Annotated in this window: 31 protein-coding genes; 26 read left to right on the plus strand and 5 right to left on the minus strand. The window is 50.2% G+C overall.

Features of this window, described 5'->3' with window-relative positions; translation table 11 throughout:
• Nucleotides 1–10 precede the first annotated feature (10 nt).
• The 3 genes from ALFI_RS02580 to ALFI_RS02590 are packed head-to-tail and all read right to left on the minus strand — an operon-like array spanning nt 11 to nt 1460.
• The gene (locus tag ALFI_RS02580) at nt 11–238 is read right to left on the minus strand and encodes a hypothetical protein (RefSeq protein WP_244264998.1); all 228 of its coding nucleotides are present in this window, start codon (nt 236–238) and stop codon (nt 11–13) included.
• Between the two features lie 38 nt (nt 239–276).
• Complete coding sequence (gene dinD, locus ALFI_RS02585; protein ID WP_004328752.1) at nt 277–1107, minus strand: DNA damage-inducible protein D; 831 nt, start codon at nt 1105–1107, stop codon at nt 277–279.
• Between the two features lie 11 nt (nt 1108–1118).
• Entirely contained in the window at nt 1119–1460 is a 342-nt protein-coding gene (locus ALFI_RS02590; protein WP_004328751.1) for a hypothetical protein, read from the minus strand.
• A 218-nt stretch (nt 1461–1678) separates the two neighbouring features.
• Between ALFI_RS02590 and ALFI_RS02595 the strand changes: the two genes are divergently transcribed.
• The 23 genes from ALFI_RS02595 (at nt 1679) to ALFI_RS02705 (ending at nt 21389) form a co-directional block, all read left to right on the plus strand.
• The gene (locus ALFI_RS02595) at nt 1679–1924 is read left to right on the plus strand and encodes a hypothetical protein (protein WP_004328749.1); all 246 of its coding nucleotides are present in this window, start codon (nt 1679–1681) and stop codon (nt 1922–1924) included.
• Nucleotides 1921–2169, plus strand: coding sequence for a hypothetical protein (locus ALFI_RS02600; protein WP_004328748.1), 249 nt, complete (start codon nt 1921–1923; stop codon nt 2167–2169). Before ALFI_RS02595 ends, ALFI_RS02600 begins: the two co-directional genes overlap by 4 nt.
• Nucleotides 2160–2432 (plus strand): helix-turn-helix domain-containing protein, encoded by a 273-nt coding sequence (locus tag ALFI_RS02605; RefSeq protein WP_004328747.1) that lies wholly within the window; start codon nt 2160–2162, stop codon nt 2430–2432. The genes ALFI_RS02600 and ALFI_RS02605 overlap by 10 nt, the downstream gene beginning before the upstream one ends.
• A gap of 7 nt (nt 2433–2439) precedes the next feature.
• Complete coding sequence (locus ALFI_RS02610) at nt 2440–2679, plus strand: helix-turn-helix domain-containing protein (protein ID WP_004328746.1); 240 nt, start codon at nt 2440–2442, stop codon at nt 2677–2679.
• A gap of 18 nt (nt 2680–2697) precedes the next feature.
• Entirely contained in the window at nt 2698–4683 is a 1986-nt protein-coding gene (locus ALFI_RS02615) for an AAA family ATPase (RefSeq protein WP_004328745.1), read from the plus strand.
• Between the two features lie 29 nt (nt 4684–4712).
• A complete protein-coding gene (locus ALFI_RS02620) occupies nt 4713–4997 on the plus strand; it encodes a hypothetical protein (protein ID WP_004328744.1) in 285 nt (94 codons plus the stop codon).
• Between the two features lie 8 nt (nt 4998–5005).
• Nucleotides 5006–5947: a recombinase RecT gene (locus ALFI_RS02625; protein ID WP_276324466.1), complete on the plus strand. Its 942-nt coding sequence runs from the start codon at nt 5006–5008 to the stop codon at nt 5945–5947.
• Nucleotides 5948–5964: 17 nt separating this feature from the next.
• A complete protein-coding gene (locus tag ALFI_RS02630) occupies nt 5965–6702 on the plus strand; it encodes an MBL fold metallo-hydrolase (protein ID WP_004328741.1) in 738 nt (245 codons plus the stop codon).
• A gap of 390 nt (nt 6703–7092) precedes the next feature.
• Nucleotides 7093–7815 carry an SWIB-MDM2 domain-containing protein gene (locus ALFI_RS16155; protein ID WP_014774663.1) on the plus strand — a complete coding sequence of 241 codons (723 nt, stop codon included), beginning with the start codon at nt 7093–7095 and terminating at the stop codon, nt 7813–7815.
• Nucleotides 7816–7858: 43 nt separating this feature from the next.
• On the plus strand, nt 7859–8206 hold the full coding sequence (locus ALFI_RS02640; protein WP_004328673.1) for a hypothetical protein: 348 nt from the start codon (nt 7859–7861) through the stop codon (nt 8204–8206).
• A gap of 281 nt (nt 8207–8487) precedes the next feature.
• Nucleotides 8488–9525, plus strand: coding sequence for an RNA-directed DNA polymerase (locus ALFI_RS02645; RefSeq protein WP_014774664.1), 1038 nt, complete (start codon nt 8488–8490; stop codon nt 9523–9525).
• A complete protein-coding gene (locus ALFI_RS02650) occupies nt 9491–9907 on the plus strand; it encodes a hypothetical protein (RefSeq protein ID WP_004328671.1) in 417 nt (138 codons plus the stop codon). The genes ALFI_RS02645 and ALFI_RS02650 overlap by 35 nt, the downstream gene beginning before the upstream one ends.
• A gap of 9 nt (nt 9908–9916) precedes the next feature.
• Nucleotides 9917–12883 (plus strand): hypothetical protein, encoded by a 2967-nt coding sequence (locus ALFI_RS02655; protein ID WP_004328670.1) that lies wholly within the window; start codon nt 9917–9919, stop codon nt 12881–12883.
• 68 nt (nt 12884–12951) lie between these two features.
• Nucleotides 12952–13626 (plus strand): hypothetical protein, encoded by a 675-nt coding sequence (locus ALFI_RS02660; protein ID WP_004328669.1) that lies wholly within the window; start codon nt 12952–12954, stop codon nt 13624–13626.
• A gap of 12 nt (nt 13627–13638) precedes the next feature.
• Nucleotides 13639–13911 carry a YfiM family lipoprotein gene (locus ALFI_RS02665; RefSeq protein ID WP_004328668.1) on the plus strand — a complete coding sequence of 91 codons (273 nt, stop codon included), beginning with the start codon at nt 13639–13641 and terminating at the stop codon, nt 13909–13911.
• On the plus strand, nt 13908–14366 hold the full coding sequence (locus tag ALFI_RS02670; protein ID WP_014774665.1) for a DUF5675 family protein: 459 nt from the start codon (nt 13908–13910) through the stop codon (nt 14364–14366). The genes ALFI_RS02665 and ALFI_RS02670 overlap by 4 nt, the downstream gene beginning before the upstream one ends.
• Nucleotides 14363–14851, plus strand: coding sequence for a hypothetical protein (locus ALFI_RS02675; RefSeq protein ID WP_004328666.1), 489 nt, complete (start codon nt 14363–14365; stop codon nt 14849–14851). The genes ALFI_RS02670 and ALFI_RS02675 overlap by 4 nt, the downstream gene beginning before the upstream one ends.
• Before the next feature lie 290 nt (nt 14852–15141).
• Nucleotides 15142–15999 carry a restriction endonuclease gene (locus tag ALFI_RS02680; RefSeq protein ID WP_004328665.1) on the plus strand — a complete coding sequence of 286 codons (858 nt, stop codon included), beginning with the start codon at nt 15142–15144 and terminating at the stop codon, nt 15997–15999.
• A gap of 13 nt (nt 16000–16012) precedes the next feature.
• The gene (locus ALFI_RS02685) at nt 16013–16510 is read left to right on the plus strand and encodes a hypothetical protein (protein ID WP_004328664.1); all 498 of its coding nucleotides are present in this window, start codon (nt 16013–16015) and stop codon (nt 16508–16510) included.
• A 504-nt stretch (nt 16511–17014) separates the two neighbouring features.
• A complete protein-coding gene (locus ALFI_RS02690; RefSeq protein ID WP_014774666.1) occupies nt 17015–17893 on the plus strand; it encodes a helix-turn-helix domain-containing protein in 879 nt (292 codons plus the stop codon).
• 117 nt (nt 17894–18010) lie between these two features.
• Nucleotides 18011–19126, plus strand: a complete 1116-nt coding sequence (locus ALFI_RS02695) for a tyrosine-type recombinase/integrase (protein WP_014774667.1) — start codon at nt 18011–18013, stop codon at nt 19124–19126.
• 652 nt (nt 19127–19778) lie between these two features.
• The gene (locus ALFI_RS02700; protein ID WP_008653387.1) at nt 19779–21014 is read left to right on the plus strand and encodes a site-specific integrase; all 1236 of its coding nucleotides are present in this window, start codon (nt 19779–19781) and stop codon (nt 21012–21014) included.
• Between the two features lie 12 nt (nt 21015–21026).
• On the plus strand, nt 21027–21389 hold the full coding sequence (locus ALFI_RS02705) for a hypothetical protein (RefSeq protein ID WP_008653382.1): 363 nt from the start codon (nt 21027–21029) through the stop codon (nt 21387–21389).
• Between the two features lie 82 nt (nt 21390–21471).
• On the opposite strand, the gene ALFI_RS02710 is transcribed toward ALFI_RS02705, so the two are convergent.
• Together ALFI_RS02710 and ALFI_RS02715 are read right to left on the minus strand one after the other, a co-directional pair.
• Entirely contained in the window at nt 21472–21777 is a 306-nt protein-coding gene (locus ALFI_RS02710) for a helix-turn-helix domain-containing protein (RefSeq protein ID WP_008653380.1), read from the minus strand.
• A gap of 30 nt (nt 21778–21807) precedes the next feature.
• Nucleotides 21808–22107, minus strand: coding sequence for a helix-turn-helix domain-containing protein (locus tag ALFI_RS02715; protein ID WP_458773653.1), 300 nt, complete (start codon nt 22105–22107; stop codon nt 21808–21810).
• 201 nt (nt 22108–22308) lie between these two features.
• On the opposite strand from ALFI_RS02715, the gene ALFI_RS02720 reads away from it, so the two are divergent.
• Genes ALFI_RS02720 through ALFI_RS02730 form a run of 3 tightly spaced genes read left to right on the plus strand, consistent with a single transcriptional unit; the run spans nt 22309 to nt 24644 of the window.
• A complete protein-coding gene (locus ALFI_RS02720) occupies nt 22309–22668 on the plus strand; it encodes a helix-turn-helix domain-containing protein (RefSeq protein ID WP_014774668.1) in 360 nt (119 codons plus the stop codon).
• Between the two features lie 3 nt (nt 22669–22671).
• Nucleotides 22672–23022 carry a helix-turn-helix domain-containing protein gene (locus tag ALFI_RS02725; protein WP_014774669.1) on the plus strand — a complete coding sequence of 117 codons (351 nt, stop codon included), beginning with the start codon at nt 22672–22674 and terminating at the stop codon, nt 23020–23022.
• A 20-nt stretch (nt 23023–23042) separates the two neighbouring features.
• Nucleotides 23043–24644, plus strand: coding sequence for a DUF3945 domain-containing protein (locus tag ALFI_RS02730; protein WP_014774670.1), 1602 nt, complete (start codon nt 23043–23045; stop codon nt 24642–24644).
• Nucleotides 24645–24661: the final 17 nt, after the last annotated feature.

Genomic DNA, 24661 nt, shown 5'->3' on the forward strand with positions numbered 1-24661 from the left:
ATGCCTTTTTCTATTGCTGGAACATCATGCCCCGTCCGGTCAGGAGCCATGTCGCGGATATGCCGCAATCCCGAACCAGCGGAACGAGCCATCCGACCTCGAAATAGCCACGATTGCGGTCTTTACGCTGCGTATAGAAATGAGGCGGAGCTATCGAATTATCCCGGCAATATTCGGCGATACTCTTTATCAGCCGATTCTGTACGGCAATGTCGAACGCCGTGAAAAACCGCTCCATAATAGCCAACGTATTGTCGCTGTAAACCCGTCTGCGGCTCATTTCTTCTTCCCCTTGATTAGCGTCTTTTCCTCCGATTTAAGCCGTCGTTCGACTTTCTTCACATCTTCGCCCGCAGGGAGCTGTTCGGGGACGATACCCCGGCTCAAAAGCATATTGCGGACGGCGACGTTGTTATCGACATGCTCCTTTTCTATCGCCATCTGTCCGTGCAAATTCTTCTGCTCGGCATTTACAGAGGTCATTTCGGCGGCAAAATCTTTCGCTTTGATACCGATCGTCGGCAGAAAGTCGGCCAGCGGACGGGAATCGGGTGCACCGAGTTTGCGCTTTACCAATGCTGTATCAAGATGGAACAAAGCCCTATCCCCTTTCGACCGGATAATCGCAAAACCCCGGCTATCGACGCCGCGCTCATACAGGACGCCTGACAGTCGTTTTTCGGTTTCTGCCAGCTTCGCGCGAGCCTGCACCCGTTCGTAATCGAGGATTCTCTGCTGCACCAACTCCGCTCTACGGGTCTGCACAGCGAAATAGTTTTGTGCAAATGCGATCTGCGGCTTGCGGGGATCGCCGTTCTGCGCAATCAGGTAGCAGGCATAGCGGGTCAGCATATAATCATCAATCTCGCGCTGCGCACCTTTGGCAAGTTCGATCATTTTCCCGACGCGGGGAAAATGATCCTCGACATGCTCTCCTGCGTTTACACACGCATCCCGCGCCTTTTCGATTACATTGTAGAATTTTTCCCACTTCGAATAGCCGAGAAGCCCGCAAAGTTCTCGCGCACTCCAACATTCGATCCCCTCATACTCATTGGCGATAGATTCGAACTGCTCGAACAACTCCTTTATCTCTTCTGTTTTCATATATCCGACCTCTATTTATTATTCTTTTCTATAATCCCGATGAGCCGATCCATCTGCTCGTCCTTTTTTTCGAGCAGGGCGATGAATTTCTCCGACAGCGCATTGATCTGATTCGAATCACCCGATACCGCGATACCGTGATCCGTCGCTACCGTATTCCCGCTACCCTCATAGAAATAACAAACACTTTTGTTGGTAACACGGGCAATATCCTCGATCAACCCACTTTTGACATCCTCGGATTTCAGGGCACTATGCAGACGTTGATCCCCATTATGTCCGAGCATCCGCGCAACATCCGCAATTGTGATGCCCTCCGAGCGAAGTATGTCCTTTATCTTCTGTCCTGTCATATATGTTTGTATATCACAATGTTATTCTTATTCAAACGCAAATCCCAATCTATGCCAAATATTTTTCTTTGCAGAAAACAAAGAAATATGTTGGTTATCCAAACAAAAGTATTTATCTTTGCCCTTGCAATACGGGAAGATATTGACGCATCAATAAAATCCGTCGGGTGCAAATATATAAAAATAGTACCTAACAAGTGAATAATTATCGACGAAATATGAGCAGAACAGAGAAAAAATCATTTTTCGACCTCTATGCGGAGCAGAAAAAGAAGCCGACGCCCGCGCAGAATTTCATCGCCGAGATCGCTGCGCTCACGCATCGTTCCGAGAATACGGTCAAGATGTGGCTCTGCGGTCGGCAAGTCCCCGACGAGCTGACGCAGAGTATCATAGCCCGTCGCTACAACCTGAATATAAACGGCCTCTTCCCAAAATCGGAGGTGCAATCCAATGAAATATGAAAGCTCTGCTGAATTGGCGATACTACGTTCTGATGGTCGTCGGTATGATCGCCGTTATCGGGACATTCTCCGTCCCCATAGACGACCAACCGCTCGGAGCATGGCTGCTCGCCCTGATAATCCCGAAGATCATCGGATTCGGGGCTTGGTATCTCATCTTTCGGATGTGCGACTATTGGGACGCTCGCGGGCTGATTCCCGAAATGTCGAAAACGATGCAGGAGGAGGACGACACATGGGAGTAGAGGAAAGATTGGAACGTATCGAGCGGCTTCTACTTCTCGGTTCGAAAGAGGTGCTCAATACCTCGGAGATCGCCCTGTTGCTCGGCATATCCGAAAGCCGCGTGCGGCATTTGACGAGTGCAAAGAAGATTCCGCACTACAAGCAGGGCAACAAAATCTATTTCAGGAAAAAGGAGATCGAAGCATGGCAGCTTCAATCCCGCGTCCCGACCGACGATGAAATCCGCAGCAGGGGCACGACCTACGCCGTAACGCATAAATAGCAGAGATATGAACGACAACCCTAATATTCAGGAATCCGAAAGCCAATGCAAGCGCATACTCGCCTACTTGCTGAACGGCAGCCGGATCACGAGCCTCGAAGCATTGCGGCTCTTCGGGTGCATGAGGCTCGCATCGCGCATCAGCGACCTGCGGAAAAGCCATCCCGAAATCAAATTCAAAGCGACGAGGGTTGAGACGACGACGGGGAAAAGGGTCGCTCAATATTACATCGAGAGTATTCAGTAAACATTCAATTCAACGCAAATGAAAACGGTAATCATTAAAGAAATCAGGCTCCTCAATTTCAAGGGACTGCGTAATCTGACGGTCGAGTTCGACCCCGCGCTCACGGAGATTTACGGGCGCAACGGCATCGGCAAAACTTCGATCTTCGACGGGTTCACATGGCTCCTGTTCGGCAAGAACAGCGAGGACAGAAAACAGTTCGGCATCAAGACCTACGACGAGGCCGGAAACATCATCCCGAAACTCCCGCACGAGGTATCGGCCGTCCTGCTGGTCGATGGCGAGGTCGTAACCCTCTGCCGTCGGTTCAATGAAAAATGGACGAAGAAACGCGGCTCGGCGGTCGAGGAGTTCGTCGGACATGAAGAGGAACGCCTCTACAACAACGTACCCTGCTCGGTCAAGGAGTGGAACGAGAAGATCGCCGCCATCTGTCCCGAACAGGTATTCAAGTTCATCACCAATCCCCTCTACTTCACATCGCAGTCGGTAGATACGCAGCGGTCGATGCTCTTCCGTATGGCCGGAGGTATCACCGACGAGGAGATAGCCGCCGGAAATGCCGATTTTGCGGCCCTCCTTGCCTCGCTCACGGGTAAGACGATGGAGGAATACAAGAAAGAGATCGCCGCGAAAAAACGCCGTCTGAAAACCGAAATCGAGGCCATCCCCGAACGTATCGACGAACGCCGCCGCGATGTGCCGGAGGCGGAGGATTGGGCGGCCCTCGAAGAAGAACTCCGCCAAAAACAAGAGGCACTCGCAAAGGTCGAGGAACAGATTAACGACGCATCGAAAGCCTATGCCGCCGCGAATGAGGAACGGCTTGCAACGGTGCGCAAAATCAGCGACCTGAAAAACGAACGGCTGGCCCTCGAACTCAAAATCAAGGACGAAGTACAGGCCCTCTACCGTTCCGACAAGGCCAAGCAGCGGGCCGCTGCCGAGGATTTGGAGCGGGCGAAGCGCGACAAAGCCGCCGCCGAGCGCGACCTCGCCAATGCCCGCCGAGAGGTAGAGGTATGCACCGATCGCCGCGCCGAGCTTATCAAGCAATGGCAATCAATCAATGCCCGCAAGCTCGTATTCGATGAGAACGAGTTTATTTGCCCGACCTGCAAGCGCCGTTTCGAGATCGAGGAGATCGAGAGCCGCCAGCAGGAGATTACCGAGAACTTCAATCGCCGGAATGCCGCCGACCTCGAAGAGAACAATCGTCGCGGCAAGGAGAACAAACTCCGCATGGAGGAGGTGAATCAATATATCAGCGAAATCGAGGAAAAGATCGCCGAGCAGGTATCTATCATCTCCGAAATCGAAATGAGCGGCATCCTCACGGCAAAACTCATCGAACCCGACGCCACCCCGACCATCGCGGCCAACACCGAGTATATAGCACTCGGAGAACAGATCGCAGAACTCGAAAAGGAAGTTTCGCAGCCCATAGCCGCCACAGAGGATGATTTTTTACGCGAGGGACGCGATTCTCTTACCGTCGGAATCGACGCGCTCAAATCGCGGCTGATGAAGCGCGAACAGATCGAGAAGAATAACCAGCGCATCGCCGAACTCGAAAAGTCTCTCCGGATGCAGTCGGAAGAACTCGCGCAGTTGGAGGGTATCGAGTTCACGATGGCAGCTTTCTCGAAAGCCCGCACGGAGGCCATCGAAAGCAAGATCAACGGGCTGTTCGACTTCGTGAAGTTCCGCCTCTTCGAGACACAGATCAACGGAGGTGAAGTGGAAACGTGCGAAGCAATGGTGAACGGCGTGCCGTTCTCCGATGCCAATACCGCAGGGCAATTCAACGCGGGTATCGACATCATCAACGCGATATGCCGTTTCGAGGGCATTTCCGCCCCGATTTTCGCCGATGGTTCGGAAAGCGTCAATACCCTGCATCCGACACAATCGCAGGTTATCCGCCTGTTCGTATCGCTCGACGACAAGCTCGTCATCAAGCACAACGGAAATCCGGCTCAACCGAAGAGCCTTTTCGACTAATAATCATTCACTTAAAATTCAACGCAATTATGAAAACCGAAGAACAGAAAAGCGCATTTATCCTCCGCGTGGAGGAGATGGTAAAAGAGATCGAAACGCTGATGCAGGAGGGGGGGGGCAATGAGAGGTCTTGCATCCTCCTCGTAAACGAGAAGCCGCAAGACAGCGACATGACGGCCCAATGTATAGCGATCATGGGAAGCGGCAAAAGGCTAATCGAAAGCATGGCCGCATTCATCGAACGGCCCAACATGGCAGAAGTCGTGTCTCTCAGTGCAAAACTCGCCGCTCTTAAAAAACTCGCAGAAAATTAACATTCAAAATCAACCTTACAATGAATCAAGCAATCGCAAAGCAGGATCGCCCCGTCGATCTGCTCAAAGCAACAATCAATGCTCCGTCAATACAGGAGCAGTTCAAGAACGCCCTCGGCGAGCACAAGGATACGTTCGTCGCATCGCTCATCGACCTCTATACGGGCGACAAATCCTTGCAGACCTGCAAGCCCTCGGCAATCATCATCGAAGCACTCCGCGCGGCAACCCTCCGCCTACCTCTGAACAAGGCCCTCGGTTTCGCCTACATCGTGGTTTACAACAACTCGGTAAAAGTAACCAACGAGCAGACCGGACGCGAGGAATGGATCAAAGTTCCGACGCCGACGTTCATCCCCGGCTACAAGGGCTATATCCAGCTCGCCATGCGAACGGGGCAGTACCGGACGATCAATGCCGATGTAGTCTATGAGGGCGAAGTCCTCAAGGTGAACAAGCTCACGGGAGAGATCGCTTTCGACGGCGAAAAGACCTCCGACAAGATCATCGGCTACTTCTGCTATTTCGAGCTGCTCAACGGCTTTTCCAAGACGCTCTATGTAACCGTCGAGGATATGGCCGCCTACGCCAAGCGGTATTCTCCCTCCGTGAAGAAAGAAACGACCGTCGCGCAGCTCATCGCCAAAGCCAACGACGGCATCATCGGCAAGAAAGTCGGATGGGAGGGCAACTTCAACGACATGGCTCTGAAAACGGTGATTCGCCGCCTGCTGTCGAAATACGGCTATCTCTCCGTCGAGATGCAGAACGCGATGGCTCACGATGTCGAGGATGAGGCCATGTCGAACCGCAACGACACGCTCGATAATGCCGCAGCGCAGACGGTCGATCTCTCGGCAACGGAATACGAGGAGGTCGATACGGAAACGGGGGAAGTCAAGGAAACCGGATCGGAGCAGGCCGCACCCGCTCCTGCACCTGAATACTGATCTGACGGCACGAGAGTATGATCTTGAAATGTTTGGGGAGTTCATCACGGGGCAACTGCTACATCCTCGAAGCGGCCGATGAAACTTTGATCGTCGAGGCGGGAATACCGATGCGCGACATCAAAAAGGGTCTCGGCTGGCAGCTCGGCAAGGTGGTAGGATGCCTCGTATCTCACCGACACGAAGATCATGCAAGGTCGTTGAACGACTTTCTCACCTGCGGCATCCGCGTACTGGCTCTCGCCGATGTATTCGACGCCGCCAATCCGAGAAATCGCGTATTCTGCAAGATAATCGAACCGATGCACGGCTACAAAGTGGGAGGCTTCAAGGTCTTCGTACTGCCGGTCGTCCACGATGTGCCGTGCGTCGGGTTCGTCATCGAGCATCAGGAGATGGGACGCCTGCTTTTCATCACCGATACGATGATGCTGGAATACCGGCTGCCGAACCTGAATCACATCATGATCGAGGCGAACTACTCCGATGCAATCTTGCAGCGCAATATCGACAGTGGGCGGATGCCTCCCGCCATGCGGGGACGGCTGCTGGGTTCGCACATGGAATTGCAGACGACGAAAGAGATTTTGCGGACGACCGACCTATCGGCGGCAAATGAGGTGATTTTACTGCATCTCTCCGACGGCAACAGCAATGCCAAAGGATTCGCCGAAGAAGTTCGGCAAATCGCCGGAAAACCGGCATATATCGCCCGTGCAGGATTGGAGGTCAATCTCGATAAAATGCCCTACTGATATGCGACCCGTGCCGAACGATATAGTTTCAACGCTGATCCGCTACCTGCCGCAGATACTCGAAAACGTGCAGATAGACAGCGGAAATACGCGGCTCATCAATGCCGTAAGACTGACAAAAAGGATTATTCCACGATTAAAGAAAATTGAGAATGAAAAAAATACCAAACCCTAACGGAAACAAATTCGTCTTGCCAAAGGGATATACTGACCTCGGATGGCAACTCGATTTTAATGCTTCCGAACTAAAAAAATGTAGGGAAGCCGGGCATATCCGGCGGAAGTTCGATAATTCCAAATACCTGTATCGGTGTAACGATGTGGTATATATCTGCGATCAATGCAAGAATGTACACCATGTCGATATGAGTGATTAAAAAATCGAATGCAATGCTGATAGTAAAGCAGGACAAGACCCGCAAGGAGGAAGAGGGACAGATATTCGTCGAACTCACGATTTACCGTGATGTCAGGAATATCGCAGACTGCAACCGCCTCGGATATTGGTGCGACAAAGCGCATCTGTCGCACTTCATCATGGAATGCGCGAAATGTTTTACGCAAGACGAATTAAAAAACATACTGAAAATGAACGGAAACAATATTTACATCGAGAAAAACAACCTGCTCGATGCCTACAAGAAAGGCAATGCCGATAACAAGAAGATGCTCGAAAATCTCTTCGGCAAGGAGATGTTCCGCCCGAAAAACATCATGGAGCGCATCAAGACCTTTGATGACGCATTCAAGGAACTCGGCGAGCACCATCCGCTCGTAAAAGAATACCACAAACGGCATCTGTTCCTCGAAGACGATTCGGATATTAGCTCCGATCTCGTAGCCTACCTCAAACTCCGCATCATTACCGCCGCTCTCAACGAGGGTTGGACACCGCAGTTCACCGAGGACGAATACCGCTACTTCCCGTGGTTTTGGCTCTACACCAAGGAGGAGATCGCCAAGATGGACAAGGAGGAGCGCAAGAAAGTTGTCCTGTTCGGCGGTGCTGCGCATTACGGCTCGTCTGCCGGTTTTGCGTATGCGAATTCGTCTAACGCGCCCTCGGATACGGTTGCGTTTATCTGGTCTCGCCTTTGCTTTATCCCCGCATAACGCCACAGAAAACACGCTCGGCCAATAATTAAACGCTACGACAATGGAGAATAACCACAATCCGATGGAGGATGACGGCTCGCTGGATTTCCTGAAAATCCCCGCCGATGAAACCAACAAGCATTTCAACTGCCCCGAAACGACGCAGCAGAAGTTGATAAACCTCACCTTTTGGGTCTGCGACTACATCGAGGGAGTGAAAACGAAGTTCGGAGAGAATCGGACGCTCGTCAAGATCAAGATGAATCGGGACGATCACGACCGCGATGCACGCAAGTTCTTCACCAATTCGCGGGAAATCAAATATGTCCTCGCCAAGATTCGGGAAATGGACAAATTCCCGCGACGGGTAACGATGCGGGCATCGGGAACACGGTACTATTTGGAGTAATGGATGTATAAAGGTTGGTTGCTCTTGCGGTGTCCTGTTCAGCGGTAATGCGAATAACAGCTCGAATGCCGGTTTTGCGTATGCGAATTCGAATAACACGCCCTCGAATACGAATGCGAATATCAGGTCTCGCCAATGATTTTCAGAAAGGTAAAAACATAAATTTTGAGAGCAACGACCCTGCCTCTCGGCAAAAAATATCACCTCAAAAAGGAGTTAGTAGGCGGTTTCGGGCATCCCGAACTGCCGAACGCCCCGAATATGAAAAGCAAAGCGTCGAAATGAAGCGTATAGGAAACTTATACGAAAAGATCATATCGCTGGATAACCTCCGCCTCGCCGATGAAAAGGCAAGGCGCGGGAAACTCCGCTCGTATGGCGTCTTGCTTCACGACAAAAACCGTGAAGCGAATATCCTTGCCCTGCATGAAACGCTGAAAAATCATACATTCAAGAACTCCGAATACAGCACGTTCACGATCTATGAGCCGAAAGAGAGGATCATATTTCGATTGCCGTATTACCCCGACCGCATTCTGCACCATGCAATCATGAATATCCTCGAACCGATATGGGTTTCGGTCTTCACAAAAGACACATATAGCTGCATCAAGGGCCGCGGGATTCACGGAGCGATGCGGAATGTCAAGCGGGCCATCAAAGACCGGGAAAACGCCCGATATTGCCTCAAAATCGACATCCGGAAGTTCTACCCGTCGATAGACCACGACGTATTGAAAACCATCATCCGCCGCAAAATCAAATGCAAGGATACGCTCGCCCTGCTCGATACGATCATCGACAGCACCGACGGCGTGCCTATCGGCAACTATTTGAGCCAATACTTCGCAAACCTGATGCTCGCCTACTTCGATCATTGGATCAAGGAGGAGAAGCGGGTGCGGAACTATTTCAGATATGCCGACGACATGGTATTTCTCGCCTCCACGAAAGAGGAGCTGCACATCCTGCTGGCCGACATCAAGAAGTATCTCGCGGCCTTGAAATTGACACTGAAAGGCAATGAGCAGATATTTCCGATTGCCGAGAACCGGGCGGACAAGCACGGGCGCGGCCTCGATTTCGTCGGATTCGTATTCTACCACAACCAAACGCTCATGCGCAAATCCATCAAGCAGAATTTCTGCCGCATGGCCGCGCGTCTGAATAAGAAACTCAATATCAGCGCGAGAGACTACAAACAGAAGCTATGCAGTTGGTACGGATGGGCGAAAGTCTCCAATTCAAAACATTTGTTAAAAACCATCATTAAATCGCAATTCTATGACACGTTCGTATTACGATGCAAGGCCGTCTAAATTCGAGGCCGTAGGCAACGGAAGCTACATCTACCGTTGGGATATTCAGGAAGAGGCCGCACCGCAGCAGATCATGGCAGAGGGCGAAGATCAGCCCGCCGCCGAAAGTTCGCGCACGCAGTATTCCTGCTATGAGGTAATCGTATGGGCTTCCGTATCGAGCAACAAGATCACGGAGGCCGTCATCCGTGCAATGTGGGATGCCAACTACGAGCAGAAGCTCATCAACGAGTACAACGCCGCCAATCTCGGCGTATATGGCGGCTCCAAGTCGAGCGACGAGGCAAAGGCGAAGATCGCCTCGTACAAGGACTTTCTCGCAGCGAGAGCCGCGTTGAAAGCCCAAATCGACGCAGACTGCGCCGAGCTGAACATCGAATAAAATCAGATCATGCTGACCCTGCATTTCAACAACACGACATTGGACGTACAGGAGAGCGATAGCAGCTACCGCTATCGCTCCCTCATGTCCAAGCCGCAACTCGTCCTGAAATTCTCCCTATCGGAATTTGTCGAAATTCCCGTCGGGGCATGGTGCGAGTATCAAGGCGTGAAATACAAACTCGGATCGCCGGAAAACATCAAGAAGAACGGAACCCGCAATATCGAATACACTCTTACCCTCGGAACATTGGAGGACAACATGAGCCTGTATAAGATGCGTAATCCCGTCGATAAACGCCTCAAATGGTCGATGTGCGCCAAGCCCCACGAACTCGTCGAAGCTATCGTTTGGAATCTCAACCAGCGCGACGGAGCCGGAGTTTGGAAAGTCGGCGAATGCCTCGATGCGGCGGAGCAGACGGTCGAGTTCAACCACACCTACGTCGATGCTGCATTGCAGGATGTCGCAAACAAATTCGAGACCGAGTGGGAAATCAACGACTATACGATTTCATTGCATAAAGTCGAGTATTTCAAGGATGATCCCCTGCCGCTCGCATACGGCAAGGGTAACGGCTTCGAGCCGGGTGTCGGGCGCACCACGCAGAGCGATGAATTGCCGATCAAACGGCTCTATGTTCAGGGCGGAGATCGTAATATCGACCGCTCAAAATACGGCTCAGCGGAATTGTTGTTGCCGAAGTCGCAGACGCTCGTTTATGAGGGCCGCATCTATCAATCCGACGCAGAGGGATATTCCATCGAGCGCATCGACAAAGTTTCCGATGCAGTCAAGGAGGACAGCCTCGATTGCTCCGAGATATACCCCTCGCGCGTGGGAACAGTATCGGCGGTCGAGTGCATCGACGCAGGAAAGAATTTCTACGACATCATCGACAATTCCATCCCCGCAGAGCTGAATTTCAACGATTATGTCATCGAGGGCGAGACGGCGACGATCATCTTCCAAAAGGGGATGCTCGCGGGCGACGACAAGCAGTTCGAGTTCAAATACAATCACTCGGAACGCCGCTTTGAACTCGTGCCGCAGGAAATCGACGGGGTTACGATGCCGAACGAAACATTCAGTCCCGCCGTCGGCGACACCTACGCCATTTTCGGTATCATGCTGCCGGATTCCTATATCTGTAACAATACGGATAAGACTGGGGCATCATGGGATATGTTCCGCGAAGCGGCCCGCAAACTCTATGAGAACGAAGATCAGAAATTCACCTTTACCGGCACTCTGCAAGGGCTGTGGGCGAAAAAGAATTGGCTCCGTGTCGGCGGGCGGCTGAAAGTCGGCGGATATGTTCTGTTCACCGATGAGCAGTTCGCCCCCGACGGCATTCCGATCCGCATCACGGGTATCAAGGAATTTCTCACCTCGCCGTATGCTCCCGTCCTCGAAATCTCGAACTCGGTTTCAGGCAAGAGCGTATCGTCGCAACTTCGGGAGATCGGCCAAAACGAGGTGGCGACAGATAACAGCATCCGCAACGCCGTAAGCTATACCAAGCGTCGGTTCCGCGATGTCAAGGAAACGATGGCGATGTTGGAAGATTCGATGCTCGACAACTTCACGAACTCTATCAATCCGCTGACCGTGCAGACGATGATGATGCTCGTCGGGGATGAGAGCCTGCAATTCCGGTTCGTCGCCAGCAAGACCGACCTCACAGCGGTAGGCGACGGTATCACCTACGACAACACGGCGAAGCAGTTGCATATCCCGCACGGATTCATCCAGCACATGACGCTCGGCATCGGCACGATCTCGTCCTCTCATGCCGATTCGGAGTACAAGGTTTGGGAGATGAACGAATACCTTTCGCCGTACCTCGACAACGGAGCAAAGAAATATTATCTCTATGCCAAAGTCAGCCGCACGGACACCACCGTAAAGGGCGATTTTCTCCTATCTGACAGGGCGATCAAGATGACCGATGTCGCAGGGTATTATCATCTGCTGGTCGGCATTCTGAACAGCGAATACGACGGCGAACGAAGCTATGTTTCGCTCTACGGGTTCTCGGAGATTCTGCCCGGTCGGATTACGACGGATAAGATCGTATCGTCCGACGGCAAAACATATTTCGACCTGCTGCTGGGAGAAATCGGAGGCAATATCAAATTCATCGCCTCGGATGGAAGCCTGAAAGATGTTGCCGACCTCGAACGGACAGATTTGGATTATCTCAAAGAGGCTTTCAAAGATGCAACGACCGAAATAGACGGAGGTGTTGCCCTTTCGGGATTCGTGGGAGTGAGAGACGCATTGAAAAACGTAATAGCGGCTCTTTGCGGTTATAATCCGACCTCCGAGGATGACTACCCGTTGATATTCGCAGGAGCACAGCAAGGGAATGTAGAGTATTACGGATGGACAAGCAATAGCTATACCCATATCTACACCCAAAGCGCGACGCCGAGCAATGGGGATAATTGTTTCGACAATAAAGGCTCTGTCGTAGGAACTGTAACGAATATCGTAGGGGCGCAAATTTTCGCATTATCCACAACGGGCGAAACCTATCAACGCAATACCGGAATCGACTTTACCGCGAAAACGCCCTCTGCAATGGAGGGCAACCGAGCCAAGTTCCGAGTATATAAGGACGGACGATGCGTTTCCAATTACTTTGAAACGAGCGGGTCATACAAGACGATATACGTGCCGACATATTGTCCGCCATTGGTCTTTACAACCGTTTTGGAGGTTTCGGAAAATTGCTACATGGACTTGACCTCCGGAGCGCAATTCGGTGTTTTGATGGAGACGAATGACGACTATGACGGCTATAACTGCTCGCTGTATAATTCCAGCAGATACCCTTGCACGGTGGTTAAAGGGACGAAAAGCTCCTATACGCAAGTCGGGGCATTGTCCCCCGGCGAAATGATGGATTTTGTCAATATCAAAGGAGGATGGGTATTAAAGAATTTCACCAGATATTCAACGAAAGAGTAAAATTATTTTCGCCCATATAGTACCTATTAGGTATTATTCACTACTTTTGTCATAAATCTAAACCTATTATGGAACAGAAAATCGAAAAGGGAATCGGGTGGCTCGAAAAGCTGCTCAAAATGGAGGAAAAATACGGGTTCTTCCGCTTTCTGCGAGTGCTTTTGCTTTTACTCCTCACGGGGTTTGTCATCCTTACTATCACCAATCCGCACTATGTGCTGGATAAAGTCGAATCAATCCAAGCAGAGCAACATGATGAATCGGTAGCCAAGCGCATTCAGGTAGATGCGGATATTCGTCTGATGCTGCGCAAACTCTTATATGCGCTCGATGCCGACCGTACATGGCTCATAGAGCTGCATAATGGGAGCAAAAACCTATCATCAGGATTACCGTTCCTATACGGCGATATGCGAATCGAAGAGGTCGCTGACGGCATCAATAACGTCGATGATGAATATACTGATTTTCAGCTATCGAAATACCCTTTTATCGGGAAAGTCTTTGACGACGGATTTTATTGGGGAGCTATCGAAACGATCAAGGAGATCGACGAACGAATGTATTTCAAGTTCAAGTCGAATAACGTGAACGAGGTCGCCATTCTCGCCCTATATGCAGGAGAAAAGCCGCTCGGAGCAATCGGCATATCATTTTGCGGACAAAAACAGATGGACGCCTCCGCTGTCGGCAAGGCTATTCGCAAGTGCGGTATTCAGGTAGCAACCCTATTATCCAACTAACATCACAACATCATGGAAACTATCAAAAATATTCTGACCGCCATCTTGAAATGGCTGGGGAGTATTCCATCCGACAAACTCCTGCACCTCATTGCAGGTGCGGTAATCGCAGCCTTTTTCGCCCTTGTCATTCCCTATACGGCTGAAATATGCGTCTTATTCGCCGCCATCGCAGGGGTGGCAAAAGAGGCTTTCGACCAATACCGCTACAAAGGATGGGATTGGCTTGACTTGGCCTATACAATGGCCGGAGGTTTCATCATTCAAATTTTCGCGTGGCTATGAAACTACTTTTGAAACGCATCGCATTGAAGCCGACCTATACCATCGGCTGGCTCTACATCGACGGGCAAAAGGTCTGCGACACCATCGAAGATGCCGTGCGAGACCTGAACAAAAACGGGCGGTTCGACAATGGCGAAAAGAAAGTGTATGCCGCAACCGCTATCCCCTACGGGACATACGACATCACGCTGAAAGTCCAATCCCCGAAGTATAAGGATCGGGCGCAGTACAAATTCTGCGACGGCTACCTGCCTCGGCTGCTCAATGTGCCGGAGTTCGACGGCATCCTGATCCATATCGGCAATACCGCCGAGGATAGCGCGGGGTGCATATTGGTCGGCGAAAACAAGGAGGTCGGCAAGGTGCTGAACTCGACGGCGACATTCCGACGGGTCTATGACATGCTCAAAACGGCCTCCGACCGGGGCGAACCAATCCAAATCGAAATCGTATGAGAACGCTGATTTTGTGCCTTATCATCGGTTTGCTGTCGGCCTGCTGCCCGTGCAAACATCTGACGACCTCGACCGGGACGCGGGACAGCCTGCATGTCGAGATCAGGCATCGCACAATATGGATTCCCGACACGGTACGGGTGCAACTGCCGGCCGAGCGAACCGAGCAGACCGTCCGCCAAGATTCGAGCCACCTCGAAACCTCGGCAGCGGTATCGGACGCAAGGATCAACCCCGACGGGTCGCTATCCCACTCGCTCGAAAACAAGACGGACGATCGGGAAATACCGACGCAGCGGCCGATAGAATATCGGGACAGCATCGTTTATCGGGATCGGGAGGTCGAGGTTGAAAAGATCGTCGAGGTAGAGCGCAAATTGACATGGTGGCAACAGACGCAAATACGCGGTTTTTGGGTGACAATTATCATCATTCTCGTACTGCTCCGTAAAAAGATTTTTCCCTTGATTCGGAGGTTTATTTGAGGGCGCAAAGGCGAACAATACAGCCGATTATAATAATAGCTCCAAATTTCAGAAACTTTTTGTACCTTTGAAAAAGTTTTGATATTATAGCGTTTGCTATTGTTTTTAAGGTTTAGGAAATCGCCAATTTCACAACGGACTTAAAAAACAATGGTAAATGCCTGCGTTATGCGTGGGCATTTCCTTGTTAGTCCGTAGGTGTTTGGCGATACCTCTAAACCGACAGGAACGCCCACGCTTTTCTGTGTGCATATCCGGAAACAGCAGCGAATGTTTGATTTACGGATAGCATGAGCGAAAAGAAACCAACAAGGCAGGCGGAGATCGTATTTGCCGCCATGAAAGCAATCGAGGCCAACGGCGGCGAAATGAGGATTTCGGATATATACGAAACCCTCGCATCATCGTTCCCGCTGACCGATTATGAGAAAGAGGAAACCAAGAGCGGTGTCATCCGCTGGAAAGCGTATCTCAACTTCTATTCGATAGAGGTAGGCAAGGTCGGGTATCTCGTCAAAAAGAGCGGGATTTGGCATCTGACGGAAGAGGGTGCGAAAGCTCTTGCCGCCGGAGCCGGAGAGTTCTTCGCCGATTTTCACGGCAAGTTTTCCAAGATACAGAAAGAGCACGCGGTATCGGTCATCGAGGAGAATGCGGATCAGCCCGATGATTTGGATATGTTGCAAGGTCAGGCATCGAAAGGCATTCGGGAGTATATCATCAAAAAGAACCCCTACGAGTTTCAGGATTTGGTCGCCGCCCTGTTGCGGGCAATGGGTTACTACACGCCGTTCATCGCCCCGAAAGGCAAGGATGGCGGCGTCGATATTATCGCCTACCGAGACCCGCTCGGCACGACCGCCCCGCAGTTGAAAGTACAGGTCAAGCATTATCCGACCTCTGCAATCTCCGTCGATGTCGTCCGCAGTCTGCTGGGGGTTCTCGTGAAAGAGGGTGAGGTCGGCCTGCTGGTTACATCGGGGACATTCACCAGCGAATCCAAGAAAGAGGCCCGCAACGGGCATCGTTGCCTGCGTCTGATCGACATCGACGAGTTCATCGACCTATGGATTCGCTATTACGACCGCATGAGCGAGGAGGACAAAGCCCTGCTCCCGATTATTCCCGTTTATTTTCTGAAAGCATAAAACCATCATACTTATGAAAAAACTCTTATCTATTCTATTCCTATCCCTTTGCATCGCAGCTTGCTCCAAAGACGATACCCCAAAGCCGGAGATGAACGAAACCGTCAAACAGATTTGGCAGACTTTGAACGGCAGATATATCGGGTTCCATGAGGATAAGTTATCATCCGCCGGTTCCTATACGGAAACCATCGTCTTTCAGCCCTATTCCGAGCCGGAAGAGATCAAGCCGACGGTAATCCTTTTCCCGGATTTTACAGCATACGGAACCGCCGTCATAACCGACACCCGATTTGAAGAGATCAGCGGCTCATCGACCTGCTATTACTCAATCGACGTAAAATATGAGGGAGCAATCCCGACGATCTCATTCTTTGAATACGGAACGGACGGCGAAGTAGTAAACAGCGAAGATCAGCGCAACATCAAGGTCATCGACGCCTCCTCTTTCAAAATGTGGGATTATGGCTTGACCGAGGCCGAGAATGCGATAATCTACACCAAGCAATAGAAATCCAAATAATTCAATATCTTTGCGGTACTGATAGCCCCGTATCAGTTGCGTTGAATACCCCTCTCGACAGACCGATAGATCGGGCGTTGAGAGGGTTTTTCATTCGATTCTGTTACCCGTCTGTTACCCGGCCTCCGAAGTGGCGTTTATTGGTTACAAATAAGCCAATATATCATAGTGAGTTACAACCTATTTTAGAAAGAAGTAATAGATTTTGCATCGGCAAGTGATGGCTTGTAAACAGCCGTAACCAACTATAATTATTTAGAATAAAGTCGCTGTATATCAGCGACTTTTCTATTTTAACACTTTCCAGTCCGTATTTGGAAGTAACGGTTTTTATCCATATTTTTCTATCATATTTCTACCGCGACAGAAATTCACGGTTAGCCCGAATGTCACAGTGACGCATTAGTTGACGTGTGTTGACAGTGGTTTACATGTGTTGACAAAAATCGGGAGAAATAAGGCGAAATTACCACCAATGTAAACAAGGAAAATATGGAAGTAAGAAAGATTTGCCAATGGTGTGGAAAACCATTCATCGCTCAAAAGACAACGACTTGTTATTGTAGCCACCAATGTTCCAATCTTGGCTACAAGGAACGCATTCGGGAACGTAAGCGACAGTTGAAACGGTCGCAAGAATTATTGCAACCTCGGCAAGCCGCCGAGGGACAGGATTTCTTCTCTTTTGCCCAAGCAGCAAAGTTAATGGGCGTAACCAGACAGTACATATATAAATTGGTAAAGGAATCCAAACTTCGTGCTTCACGCATCAGTGGTAAGAAGTCGCTCATCCGCCGTGCTGACATTGAACTGATGATGAAAACCAAACCTTACGAGCGTGTCGTGCCCAAAGAGGACTTCAACATCTCCGAGTATTACACAGCCGAAGAGATTGCAGACAAATACAAAGTCAACGCTAAATGGGTGTGGACTTACACACGGCAACATAAAGTGCCGAAAGTGAGAATACGCCAGTTCAACTATTACAGCAAGAAACATATCGATGCCGCCTTTGCCAAATACGAGGTAGATTCCGACCTTACCGAATGGTACACACCAGAAGAAATTCAGGAGAAGTACGGCATGACACGTGTCGCCATCCGTTCACAAGTGTATAGGAACAACATTCCCTCCAAGAAGGAGCATGGGCAGATATTCTACTCCAAGCTCCACTTCGACCTCTCAAAGAGTTCCGAACAGGAGAGCAAGGCGGAATACTACACCGTCAAGGAGGCGATGGAGAAATTCAAACTCTCTCGTGATTCGGTTTACGGTATTTTGCAATTCCACCAGATCAACCGGGAGAAGAATGGAAGGTTCGTTCGGTTTCTGAAAGTGGAATTTGACCGGGTAATGGGTGTCCGCAAATAGTCTAATTTATGGCTATCCGTAAATTATTCAAAAATTAATCCCTGCTGTAGGTAATCTGCATGATTACATTATAGAGTTTCGCCGACGAATTAATAATAACCATAAAAATATAACATTATGCATGAATGCAAGACCGTGACATTAAGGACACGTCCGCTAAAAGGCAGGATGATGTCTTTCTATCTGGATTATTATCCGGGGTATCGAGACAAAGAGACAATGAAAGTTATCCGTCATGAATCGCTTGGTATTTATATCTATGCCAATCCGAGAAACAAACGTGAACAGAATTTCAACGAGGTAATGACCGAGAAAGCCGAAGCCATCCGTTGCCGCAGGTTCGAGTCGGTAGTCAATGAACGGTATGACTTCTTTGACAAGTACAAACTCAAGGCAGACTTTCTGGAGTATTATCGCAAGCAGCTCCGTAAGCATGACCAGAAATGGGAGTTTGTCTATCTGCATTTCAGTAACTTCGTACATGGTAAATGCACCTTTGAAGAGATTGACATCGACCTCTGTAACAAGTTTCGGGAATATCTGCTGAGTGCCAAGAAGCTAAGGCGTAACGGACGTATCACACGGAACTCCGCATCAGGATACTGGTCTACTTTCAGAGGTTTCCTGAAAATACTCTATCGTAATGGGATGATAAAGACCAATGTCAATGATTTCTTGGAAAAGATAGAGACAGAAGATGTAATGAAAGAGGCCCTGTCAGTTGAGGAATTGTACAAATTGGCTGAGACACCTTGCAAGAAACCTATTCTGAAAACGGCATCGCTGTTTTCCTGTATGACCAGCTTGCGCATCAGTGACATTCTCTCGCTATGTTGGGAAGACATCGTGGACTATTCTGCCGGTGGGAAATGCGTACACATCATTACGCAAAAGAACAAGGCGGAAGACATCATTCCCATCAGTGAAGAAGCTTTGGGATTGATTGGCTATAATTCTGAAAAGAAAGGTTTGGTATTCAAGGGGCTTATGCGCAGTTGGACGCAAATACCGATGAAAGAATGGATTCGTTCTGCCGGAATTACCAAGAACATAACATTTCACTCGTATCGTAGAACATTTGCGACGCTACAAGCAGCTGCCGGGACGGACATCCGCACCATACAGAGCATCATGGCACACAAGAGTATCACCACCACTCAAAGGTATATCAAAGTCGTGGATGCCAACAAACGTGAAGCCAGCAAGAAAATCACCCTGACACGGCAAGACTGACAGCTGCTTTGTCCTCGATTTCTGCAGTCAGAGTATGATTTTTCACCCAAAATCATACTCTAACCGTTATTTTTTACAAATATTGAGCGATTCGTCATCACTAATTATATATATATCTGGAATATAGCACATAACTTTGCCATATAACCATTTCAAATACTTGCAGCAGATGACAAATAATACTCAAATTCGGACCAAGAGGATAAGTTTTATTCTTGCATTATTGGTAATTGCCTATGTGGCAGTAGACACTTACCTATTCACTTATCACCAAATCAATACCACAACAATAACAACTCCAGTTATAATAGGCCTTGTGGTTACAAAGTTACTACAAAAAAGTGGAATACGGAAGAATGAAGTAATAGAATTGATTTACAGAGGTTTCATTTAAGCTGCCGATTCTCTCCAACGCCACCACAATCCTTGCAAAAGCCAAATCAAGACGTCGCTACGTTACTTGTTCGTAACCACACCATATAAGTGACGAAATGGGTAAGAATGGTAAAACAAGACATTGTGATATAGTGAGTTACTGACAACTCACGCAATAAATCCGGTTACGGAAAAAGATTGCGCCGTTCCTCCGTGTTTTGCGTACCGACGAAGGATTCTTCACCGACTAATTTTGAACCTAAAAAAATTAAGGACGATGAAGAGTACATTTTCAGTTATCTACTACCTCAAACGTCAGGTAGTGAAAAAGGACGGGACAGTACCCGTCATGGGACGTATCACGGTGGACGGAAGCCAAACACAGTTCAGCTGCAAACTGACCGTCGATCCCAAGCTGTGGGACACCAAAGGAGGACGTGTCACGGGCAGAAGCACGGCTGCACTCGAAACGAACCGTATGCTCGACAAGATGCGCGTACGCATCAACAAGCACTATCAGGAAATCATGGAGCGTGACAACTTCGTCACTGCGGAAAAGGTGAAAAACGCCTTTCTCGGACTGGAACACCGCTACCACACGCTGTTGCAGGTGTTCCGGCAACACAACGAGGACTATGCCAAGCAGGTGGAGGCAGGCATGAAAGCCAAAGGCACGTTTAACAAGTACAAGATCGTTTACAAGCACCTGCAAGAGTTTCTCACCATCCGCTACCATGTGAAGGACATTGCCCTGAAAGAGCTTACACCCGCTTTCATTTCCGATTTTGAAATGTTCCTGCGCACGGACAAACACTGCTGCACCAATACCGTGTGGCTGTATGTCTGCCCGCTTCGGACGATGGTGTTCATCGCCATCAACAATGAGTGGCTCACGCGCGACCCGTTCCGTGAGTATGAAATCAAGAAGGAGGAAACGACCCGCAGCTTTCTGACGAAAGATGAAATCCGCCTGCTGATGGAAGGCAAGCTGAAGAATGCGAAGCAAGAACTGTATCGTGATTTATACCTATTCTGCGCCTTCACGGGCTTGTCGTTCGCCGATATGCGCAACCTGACGGAAGAGAATATCCGCACCTACTTTGATGAACACGAGTGGATAAACATCAACCGCCAGAAGACGGGTGTGGTGTCCAACATCCGTATGCTCGACATAGCGAAGCGCATCATCGACAAATACCGTGGGCTGTGCGGGGACGGCAGGATATTCCCCGTACCCCACTATAACACGTGCCTTGCCGGAATCCGGACCGTCGCCAAGCGTTGCGGTATCACCAAGCATATTACATGGCATCAAAGCCGCCATACGGCCGCCACGACGGTGTTCCTCTCCAACGGCGTACCTATCGAAACGGTCAGTTCCATGCTGGGACACAAGAGCATAAAGACAACGCAGATATACGCGAAAATAACCAAAGAGAAGCTCAATCAAGACATGGAGAACCTTGCCGCGAGATTGAACCAAATCGAGGAATTTGCAGGTTGTACCATCTAAAACAGAGAAGCCATGAAACGTGACATAATCATCATTGAGGACAAGGCGGTCAGCGTAACCGGTAACGATGTATGGATGACCGCCGGAGAAATCGCCGGACTGTTCCACACAGGTGTCCCGGCAGTGAACGCCGCCATTAAAGCCATCCTCAAAGCGGACGTGTTGAGTGACTACGAGGTATGCCGCTACATTCAACTTGAAAACGGTCTGTATGCGGATGTTTACTCGCTTGAGATCATCATCCCCGTCGCTTTCAGATTGAACACCTACTGCACGCACGTGTTCCGCACGTGGCTGGTGTGTAAAGCTCTCTCGAAAGAAAAGCGACAGGCATACGTGATGTTCATACAGAACGGGAAAGCCGGGTATTGCTGAACACGCATACGTGCCAACAAAAAGGAAACGGACAGCCTAATTTGAGTTGTCCGTTTCCTTTTTGTTCGTTTTCATGCTTCCTTTATTCTATTGGCTTGCGGTAATTCGCCTCCAGCAGTTCACGCAATCCCGATTCGGGGTAAAGCACTTTTCCTCCTAAAAGGATGAAGGGCAACACCCTGTTGTTGCGGTATTCCTGCAAGGTACGGCGGCTCACACGGAGCAACTCCGCCACCTCCCTGTCCGTCAGGTAACGTTCCCCGTCCAGCGGCGGACGGTAGTTTTCCAAAAATGCGGAGAGCCATTTAGAGCCTTTGCGCATATTCTGCACCACGGTGGCAAGCGGCTCGTCCTCCAGTGTAAAAACATTGTTGTTCTCGTTCATCATGACTTTGGATTCAGTGGGTGAATAACAAGATTATCTGCCGCCGGGATAGAGCGTACCGATAAGCGGAATCAGCCTCTTGACTTCTTCCTGCTTGTAATAGAACCTGCGGTTTATCTGCGAGTAGCCGATAAGCCGTTTGTCGCGTAACGTCTGCAACGTGCGCGGGCTGATTCTCAACTGCCCGCAGACTTCCTCGCCCGTGAGCCATCTTTCCAGCCGCCCTCCGTCGTTCTTGCGCTTCAGGGCGGCAACCTTCTCCGAGAGGGCATTGAAGGACGCCAACATCATCTCGAAGGTCTTTTTCTCGATAGATACAATTTCCATATTCAAAACATTTCTGGTTTGCCGCAAAGGTAACGCCATCCTCATGAACGCATATCGTTTCCCACTGAAAGGCTGTATGTTGCGCCATCTGTCCGGGTTACGGAGCCATTTCCGATAAAAATCTTACGTGAGACACGTAGTGAGCTGTTAAAGCCCCTTTTGTTTATTGCCGAATTTTGCCGCAGAAACCAAAAGAAAGGACTGAATATGAAAGTAATAACGATGGAAAGTTCCGTCTTCACCGCATTGACGGAACAGATAGCCGAGATAGCGGCACACGTGCGTGCCGTTTCCGGCGAAAGAAAGGAAAAATCCGCAGACAGGTTGCTCACCACCCGTGAGGCGGCGCACCTGCTGAATGTGAGTACCCGCACCCTCCAGCGTATGCGCAGCGAGCATCGCATCGGCTATGTGGTGCTGCGCGGCAAGTGCCGCTACCGCCAGTCTGAAATCGACCGCCTGCTTGCGGACTGCACCGTCATGGAAGACGCGGCGACACCGACGGAAATGAAACGCAACCATACGCTGCGCACGGGAGGCGGCAAACCCAAAGGAAGGAGGACGTGACGTATGGAACTGCTTACCCGAAACAATTTCGAGAGCTGGATGCAGAAACTGGTTGAACGGCTCGACCGTCAGGACGAACTGCTGCTCTCCTTGCAACCGTCCGGCAAAACCCCAAACCCGATGGAACGTATCAGGATGTTCGACAACCAAGACCTCTGTATGCTGCTCCAGATCAGCAAGCGCACCCTACAACGCTACCGCAGCATCGGCGCGTTGCCGTATAAGACGCTCGGCAAAAAGACCTATTACAGCGAGGAGGACGTGCTGACGTTCCTTTCCGGACACGTAAAGGACTTCAAAAAAGAAGATATAGCCTTCTACAAGGCTCGTATCCATAATTTCTTTCAAAAATAACCCATTAAAACATTTTTCAAATGGCAAAGAAAAAAAGTGAAAAGGACGTGCTGATAGTCCGTGACGAGAAGACGGGCGAAATCAGCGTGGTAGCCGGGCTGGATGCCGACGGTTCCCCCAAGCGTACCCCCGCGAAAGCGGAGAACGCGCAGAGTTTCCTGCAATTCGACCGCCACGGCGATGTGCTGGACAACTTCTTCAAAAACTTCTTCCGGCAGTGCAAGGAACCCAGCCGCTTCGGTTTCTACCGTGTCGCGGCAGACCAAGCCGACAAACTGATGGAGGTGATGAAAGACCTGCTGAAAGACCCCGAAGCCAACAAGGAACTGCTTGCGCCCCACAAGGTGGACACTTCCGGCTACGAAAAGCAGGTGAAGGAAGAACAGACCGCCGAAAAGACGGAGCAGACGGAACAAAAGCAGGAAGAGCAGCCCAAAGAAAAACAAGAACAGGAAGAAATGGAAAAGAAGCAGGAACAGAATCAGGAAAGCCCGCAACAACAGGCACAGGGCAGACGGGGCTACCAGCCCATCGACGAGAGCAAAATCAACTGGCAGGAGTTGGAAGAGAAATGGGGCGTGAAACGTGACGACCTTGAAAAGTCCGGTGACCTTCAGAAGATGCTCAACTACGGCAAATCCGACTTGGTAAAGGTGTCGCCCAAGTTTGGCGGCGAGGCTTTTGAACTGGACGCCCGCCTTTCCTTTAAGAAAGACGGTGAAGGCAATGTCAGCCTCGTGCCGCACTTCATCCGCAAGGAGCAGAAACTCGACGAGTACAAGGAACACAAGTTTTCGGACGAAGACCGTAAGAACCTGCGCGAAACGGGCAATCTCGGCAGGGTCGTGGACATCGTGGACAAGGAAACGGGTGAAATCATCCCCTCGTTCATCAGCATAGACCGCAAGACAAATGAAATCACGGACATACCAGCAAACAAAGTGCGCATACCGGAGCGCATCGGAAAGACGGAAATCACCAAACAGGAACAGGATATGCTGCGTGCCGGGCTGCCCGTGCGCGACAAACTTATTGAGCGCAACGACGGCAGGAAATTCGTCACCACTCTTCAAGTGAATGTAGAGCAGCGAGGCGTGGAGTTCGTACCGGGAACCGGCAGGTCGCCGCGTACTGCCCAGACGCAGGAAGCCAAGAACAATCTCACACAAGGACAGGCTCAGGGCATGGAAAATTCCGCAGCCCCACAGAAAGAGCAACGCCGCAACACGTGGACGAACGCCGACGGCAGCATCCGCCCCATCAGCAAATGGAGCGGCATGAACTTCACCGACCAGCAGAAAGCCGATTATGCAGCGGGTAAGGCGATAAAGCTGGAGAACGTGACAGACAAACAGGGTTTCCATGCCACGATGTATATCAAGTTCAACCCGGAGAAGGGTCGTCCTTATCGCTACGACACCAATCCTGACAACGCACAGAAGGTAGCCCCCTCCAACGAAAGCCGCACACAGGTGGCGGTGAACAGCGAGGGCAAGACCAACGAGGCGACCAAGAACCTGAAAGAGCCGTTGCAGAAGGGACAGACCGCTCCGAAGGACGACAAACAGCAACAGCAGCAGGAGAAACCACAGAAGAAAAACAACAAGGGCATGAAGATGTAATCTCCCGTGTCCACCAC

The sequence above is a fragment of the Alistipes finegoldii DSM 17242 genome, assembly GCF_000265365.1.
GTDB lineage: Bacteria > Bacteroidota > Bacteroidia > Bacteroidales > Rikenellaceae > Alistipes > Alistipes finegoldii.

Bases quoted from the DNA above. Each gene is read 5' to 3' on its own strand.
- ALFI_RS02580 (WP_244264998.1), bottom strand. From the start codon at position 238: ATGGAGCGGTTTTTCACGGCGTTCGACATTGCCGTACAGAATCGGCTG.
- dinD (WP_004328752.1), bottom strand. From the start codon at position 1,107: ATGAAAACAGAAGAGATAAAGGAGTTGTTCGAGCAGTTCGAATCTATC.
- ALFI_RS02590 (WP_004328751.1), bottom strand. From the start codon at position 1,460: ATGACAGGACAGAAGATAAAGGACATACTTCGCTCGGAGGGCATCACA.
- ALFI_RS02595 (WP_004328749.1), top strand. From the start codon at position 1,679: ATGAGCAGAACAGAGAAAAAATCATTTTTCGACCTCTATGCGGAGCAG.
- ALFI_RS02600 (WP_004328748.1), top strand. From the start codon at position 1,921: ATGAAAGCTCTGCTGAATTGGCGATACTACGTTCTGATGGTCGTCGGT.
- ALFI_RS02605 (WP_004328747.1), top strand. From the start codon at position 2,160: ATGGGAGTAGAGGAAAGATTGGAACGTATCGAGCGGCTTCTACTTCTC.
- ALFI_RS02610 (WP_004328746.1), top strand. From the start codon at position 2,440: ATGAACGACAACCCTAATATTCAGGAATCCGAAAGCCAATGCAAGCGC.
- ALFI_RS02615 (WP_004328745.1), top strand. From the start codon at position 2,698: ATGAAAACGGTAATCATTAAAGAAATCAGGCTCCTCAATTTCAAGGGA.
- ALFI_RS02620 (WP_004328744.1), top strand. From the start codon at position 4,713: ATGAAAACCGAAGAACAGAAAAGCGCATTTATCCTCCGCGTGGAGGAG.
- ALFI_RS02630 (WP_004328741.1), top strand. From the start codon at position 5,965: ATGATCTTGAAATGTTTGGGGAGTTCATCACGGGGCAACTGCTACATC.
- ALFI_RS16155 (WP_014774663.1), top strand. From the start codon at position 7,093: ATGCTGATAGTAAAGCAGGACAAGACCCGCAAGGAGGAAGAGGGACAG.
- ALFI_RS02640 (WP_004328673.1), top strand. From the start codon at position 7,859: ATGGAGAATAACCACAATCCGATGGAGGATGACGGCTCGCTGGATTTC.
- ALFI_RS02645 (WP_014774664.1), top strand. From the start codon at position 8,488: ATGAAGCGTATAGGAAACTTATACGAAAAGATCATATCGCTGGATAAC.
- ALFI_RS02650 (WP_004328671.1), top strand. From the start codon at position 9,491: ATGACACGTTCGTATTACGATGCAAGGCCGTCTAAATTCGAGGCCGTA.
- ALFI_RS02655 (WP_004328670.1), top strand. From the start codon at position 9,917: ATGCTGACCCTGCATTTCAACAACACGACATTGGACGTACAGGAGAGC.
- ALFI_RS02660 (WP_004328669.1), top strand. From the start codon at position 12,952: ATGGAACAGAAAATCGAAAAGGGAATCGGGTGGCTCGAAAAGCTGCTC.
- ALFI_RS02665 (WP_004328668.1), top strand. From the start codon at position 13,639: ATGGAAACTATCAAAAATATTCTGACCGCCATCTTGAAATGGCTGGGG.
- ALFI_RS02670 (WP_014774665.1), top strand. From the start codon at position 13,908: ATGAAACTACTTTTGAAACGCATCGCATTGAAGCCGACCTATACCATC.
- ALFI_RS02675 (WP_004328666.1), top strand. From the start codon at position 14,363: ATGAGAACGCTGATTTTGTGCCTTATCATCGGTTTGCTGTCGGCCTGC.
- ALFI_RS02680 (WP_004328665.1), top strand. From the start codon at position 15,142: ATGAGCGAAAAGAAACCAACAAGGCAGGCGGAGATCGTATTTGCCGCC.
- ALFI_RS02685 (WP_004328664.1), top strand. From the start codon at position 16,013: ATGAAAAAACTCTTATCTATTCTATTCCTATCCCTTTGCATCGCAGCT.
- ALFI_RS02690 (WP_014774666.1), top strand. From the start codon at position 17,015: ATGGAAGTAAGAAAGATTTGCCAATGGTGTGGAAAACCATTCATCGCT.
- ALFI_RS02695 (WP_014774667.1), top strand. From the start codon at position 18,011: ATGCATGAATGCAAGACCGTGACATTAAGGACACGTCCGCTAAAAGGC.
- ALFI_RS02700 (WP_008653387.1), top strand. From the start codon at position 19,779: ATGAAGAGTACATTTTCAGTTATCTACTACCTCAAACGTCAGGTAGTG.
- ALFI_RS02705 (WP_008653382.1), top strand. From the start codon at position 21,027: ATGAAACGTGACATAATCATCATTGAGGACAAGGCGGTCAGCGTAACC.
- ALFI_RS02710 (WP_008653380.1), bottom strand. From the start codon at position 21,777: ATGATGAACGAGAACAACAATGTTTTTACACTGGAGGACGAGCCGCTT.
- ALFI_RS02720 (WP_014774668.1), top strand. From the start codon at position 22,309: ATGAAAGTAATAACGATGGAAAGTTCCGTCTTCACCGCATTGACGGAA.
- ALFI_RS02725 (WP_014774669.1), top strand. From the start codon at position 22,672: ATGGAACTGCTTACCCGAAACAATTTCGAGAGCTGGATGCAGAAACTG.
- ALFI_RS02730 (WP_014774670.1), top strand. From the start codon at position 23,043: ATGGCAAAGAAAAAAAGTGAAAAGGACGTGCTGATAGTCCGTGACGAG.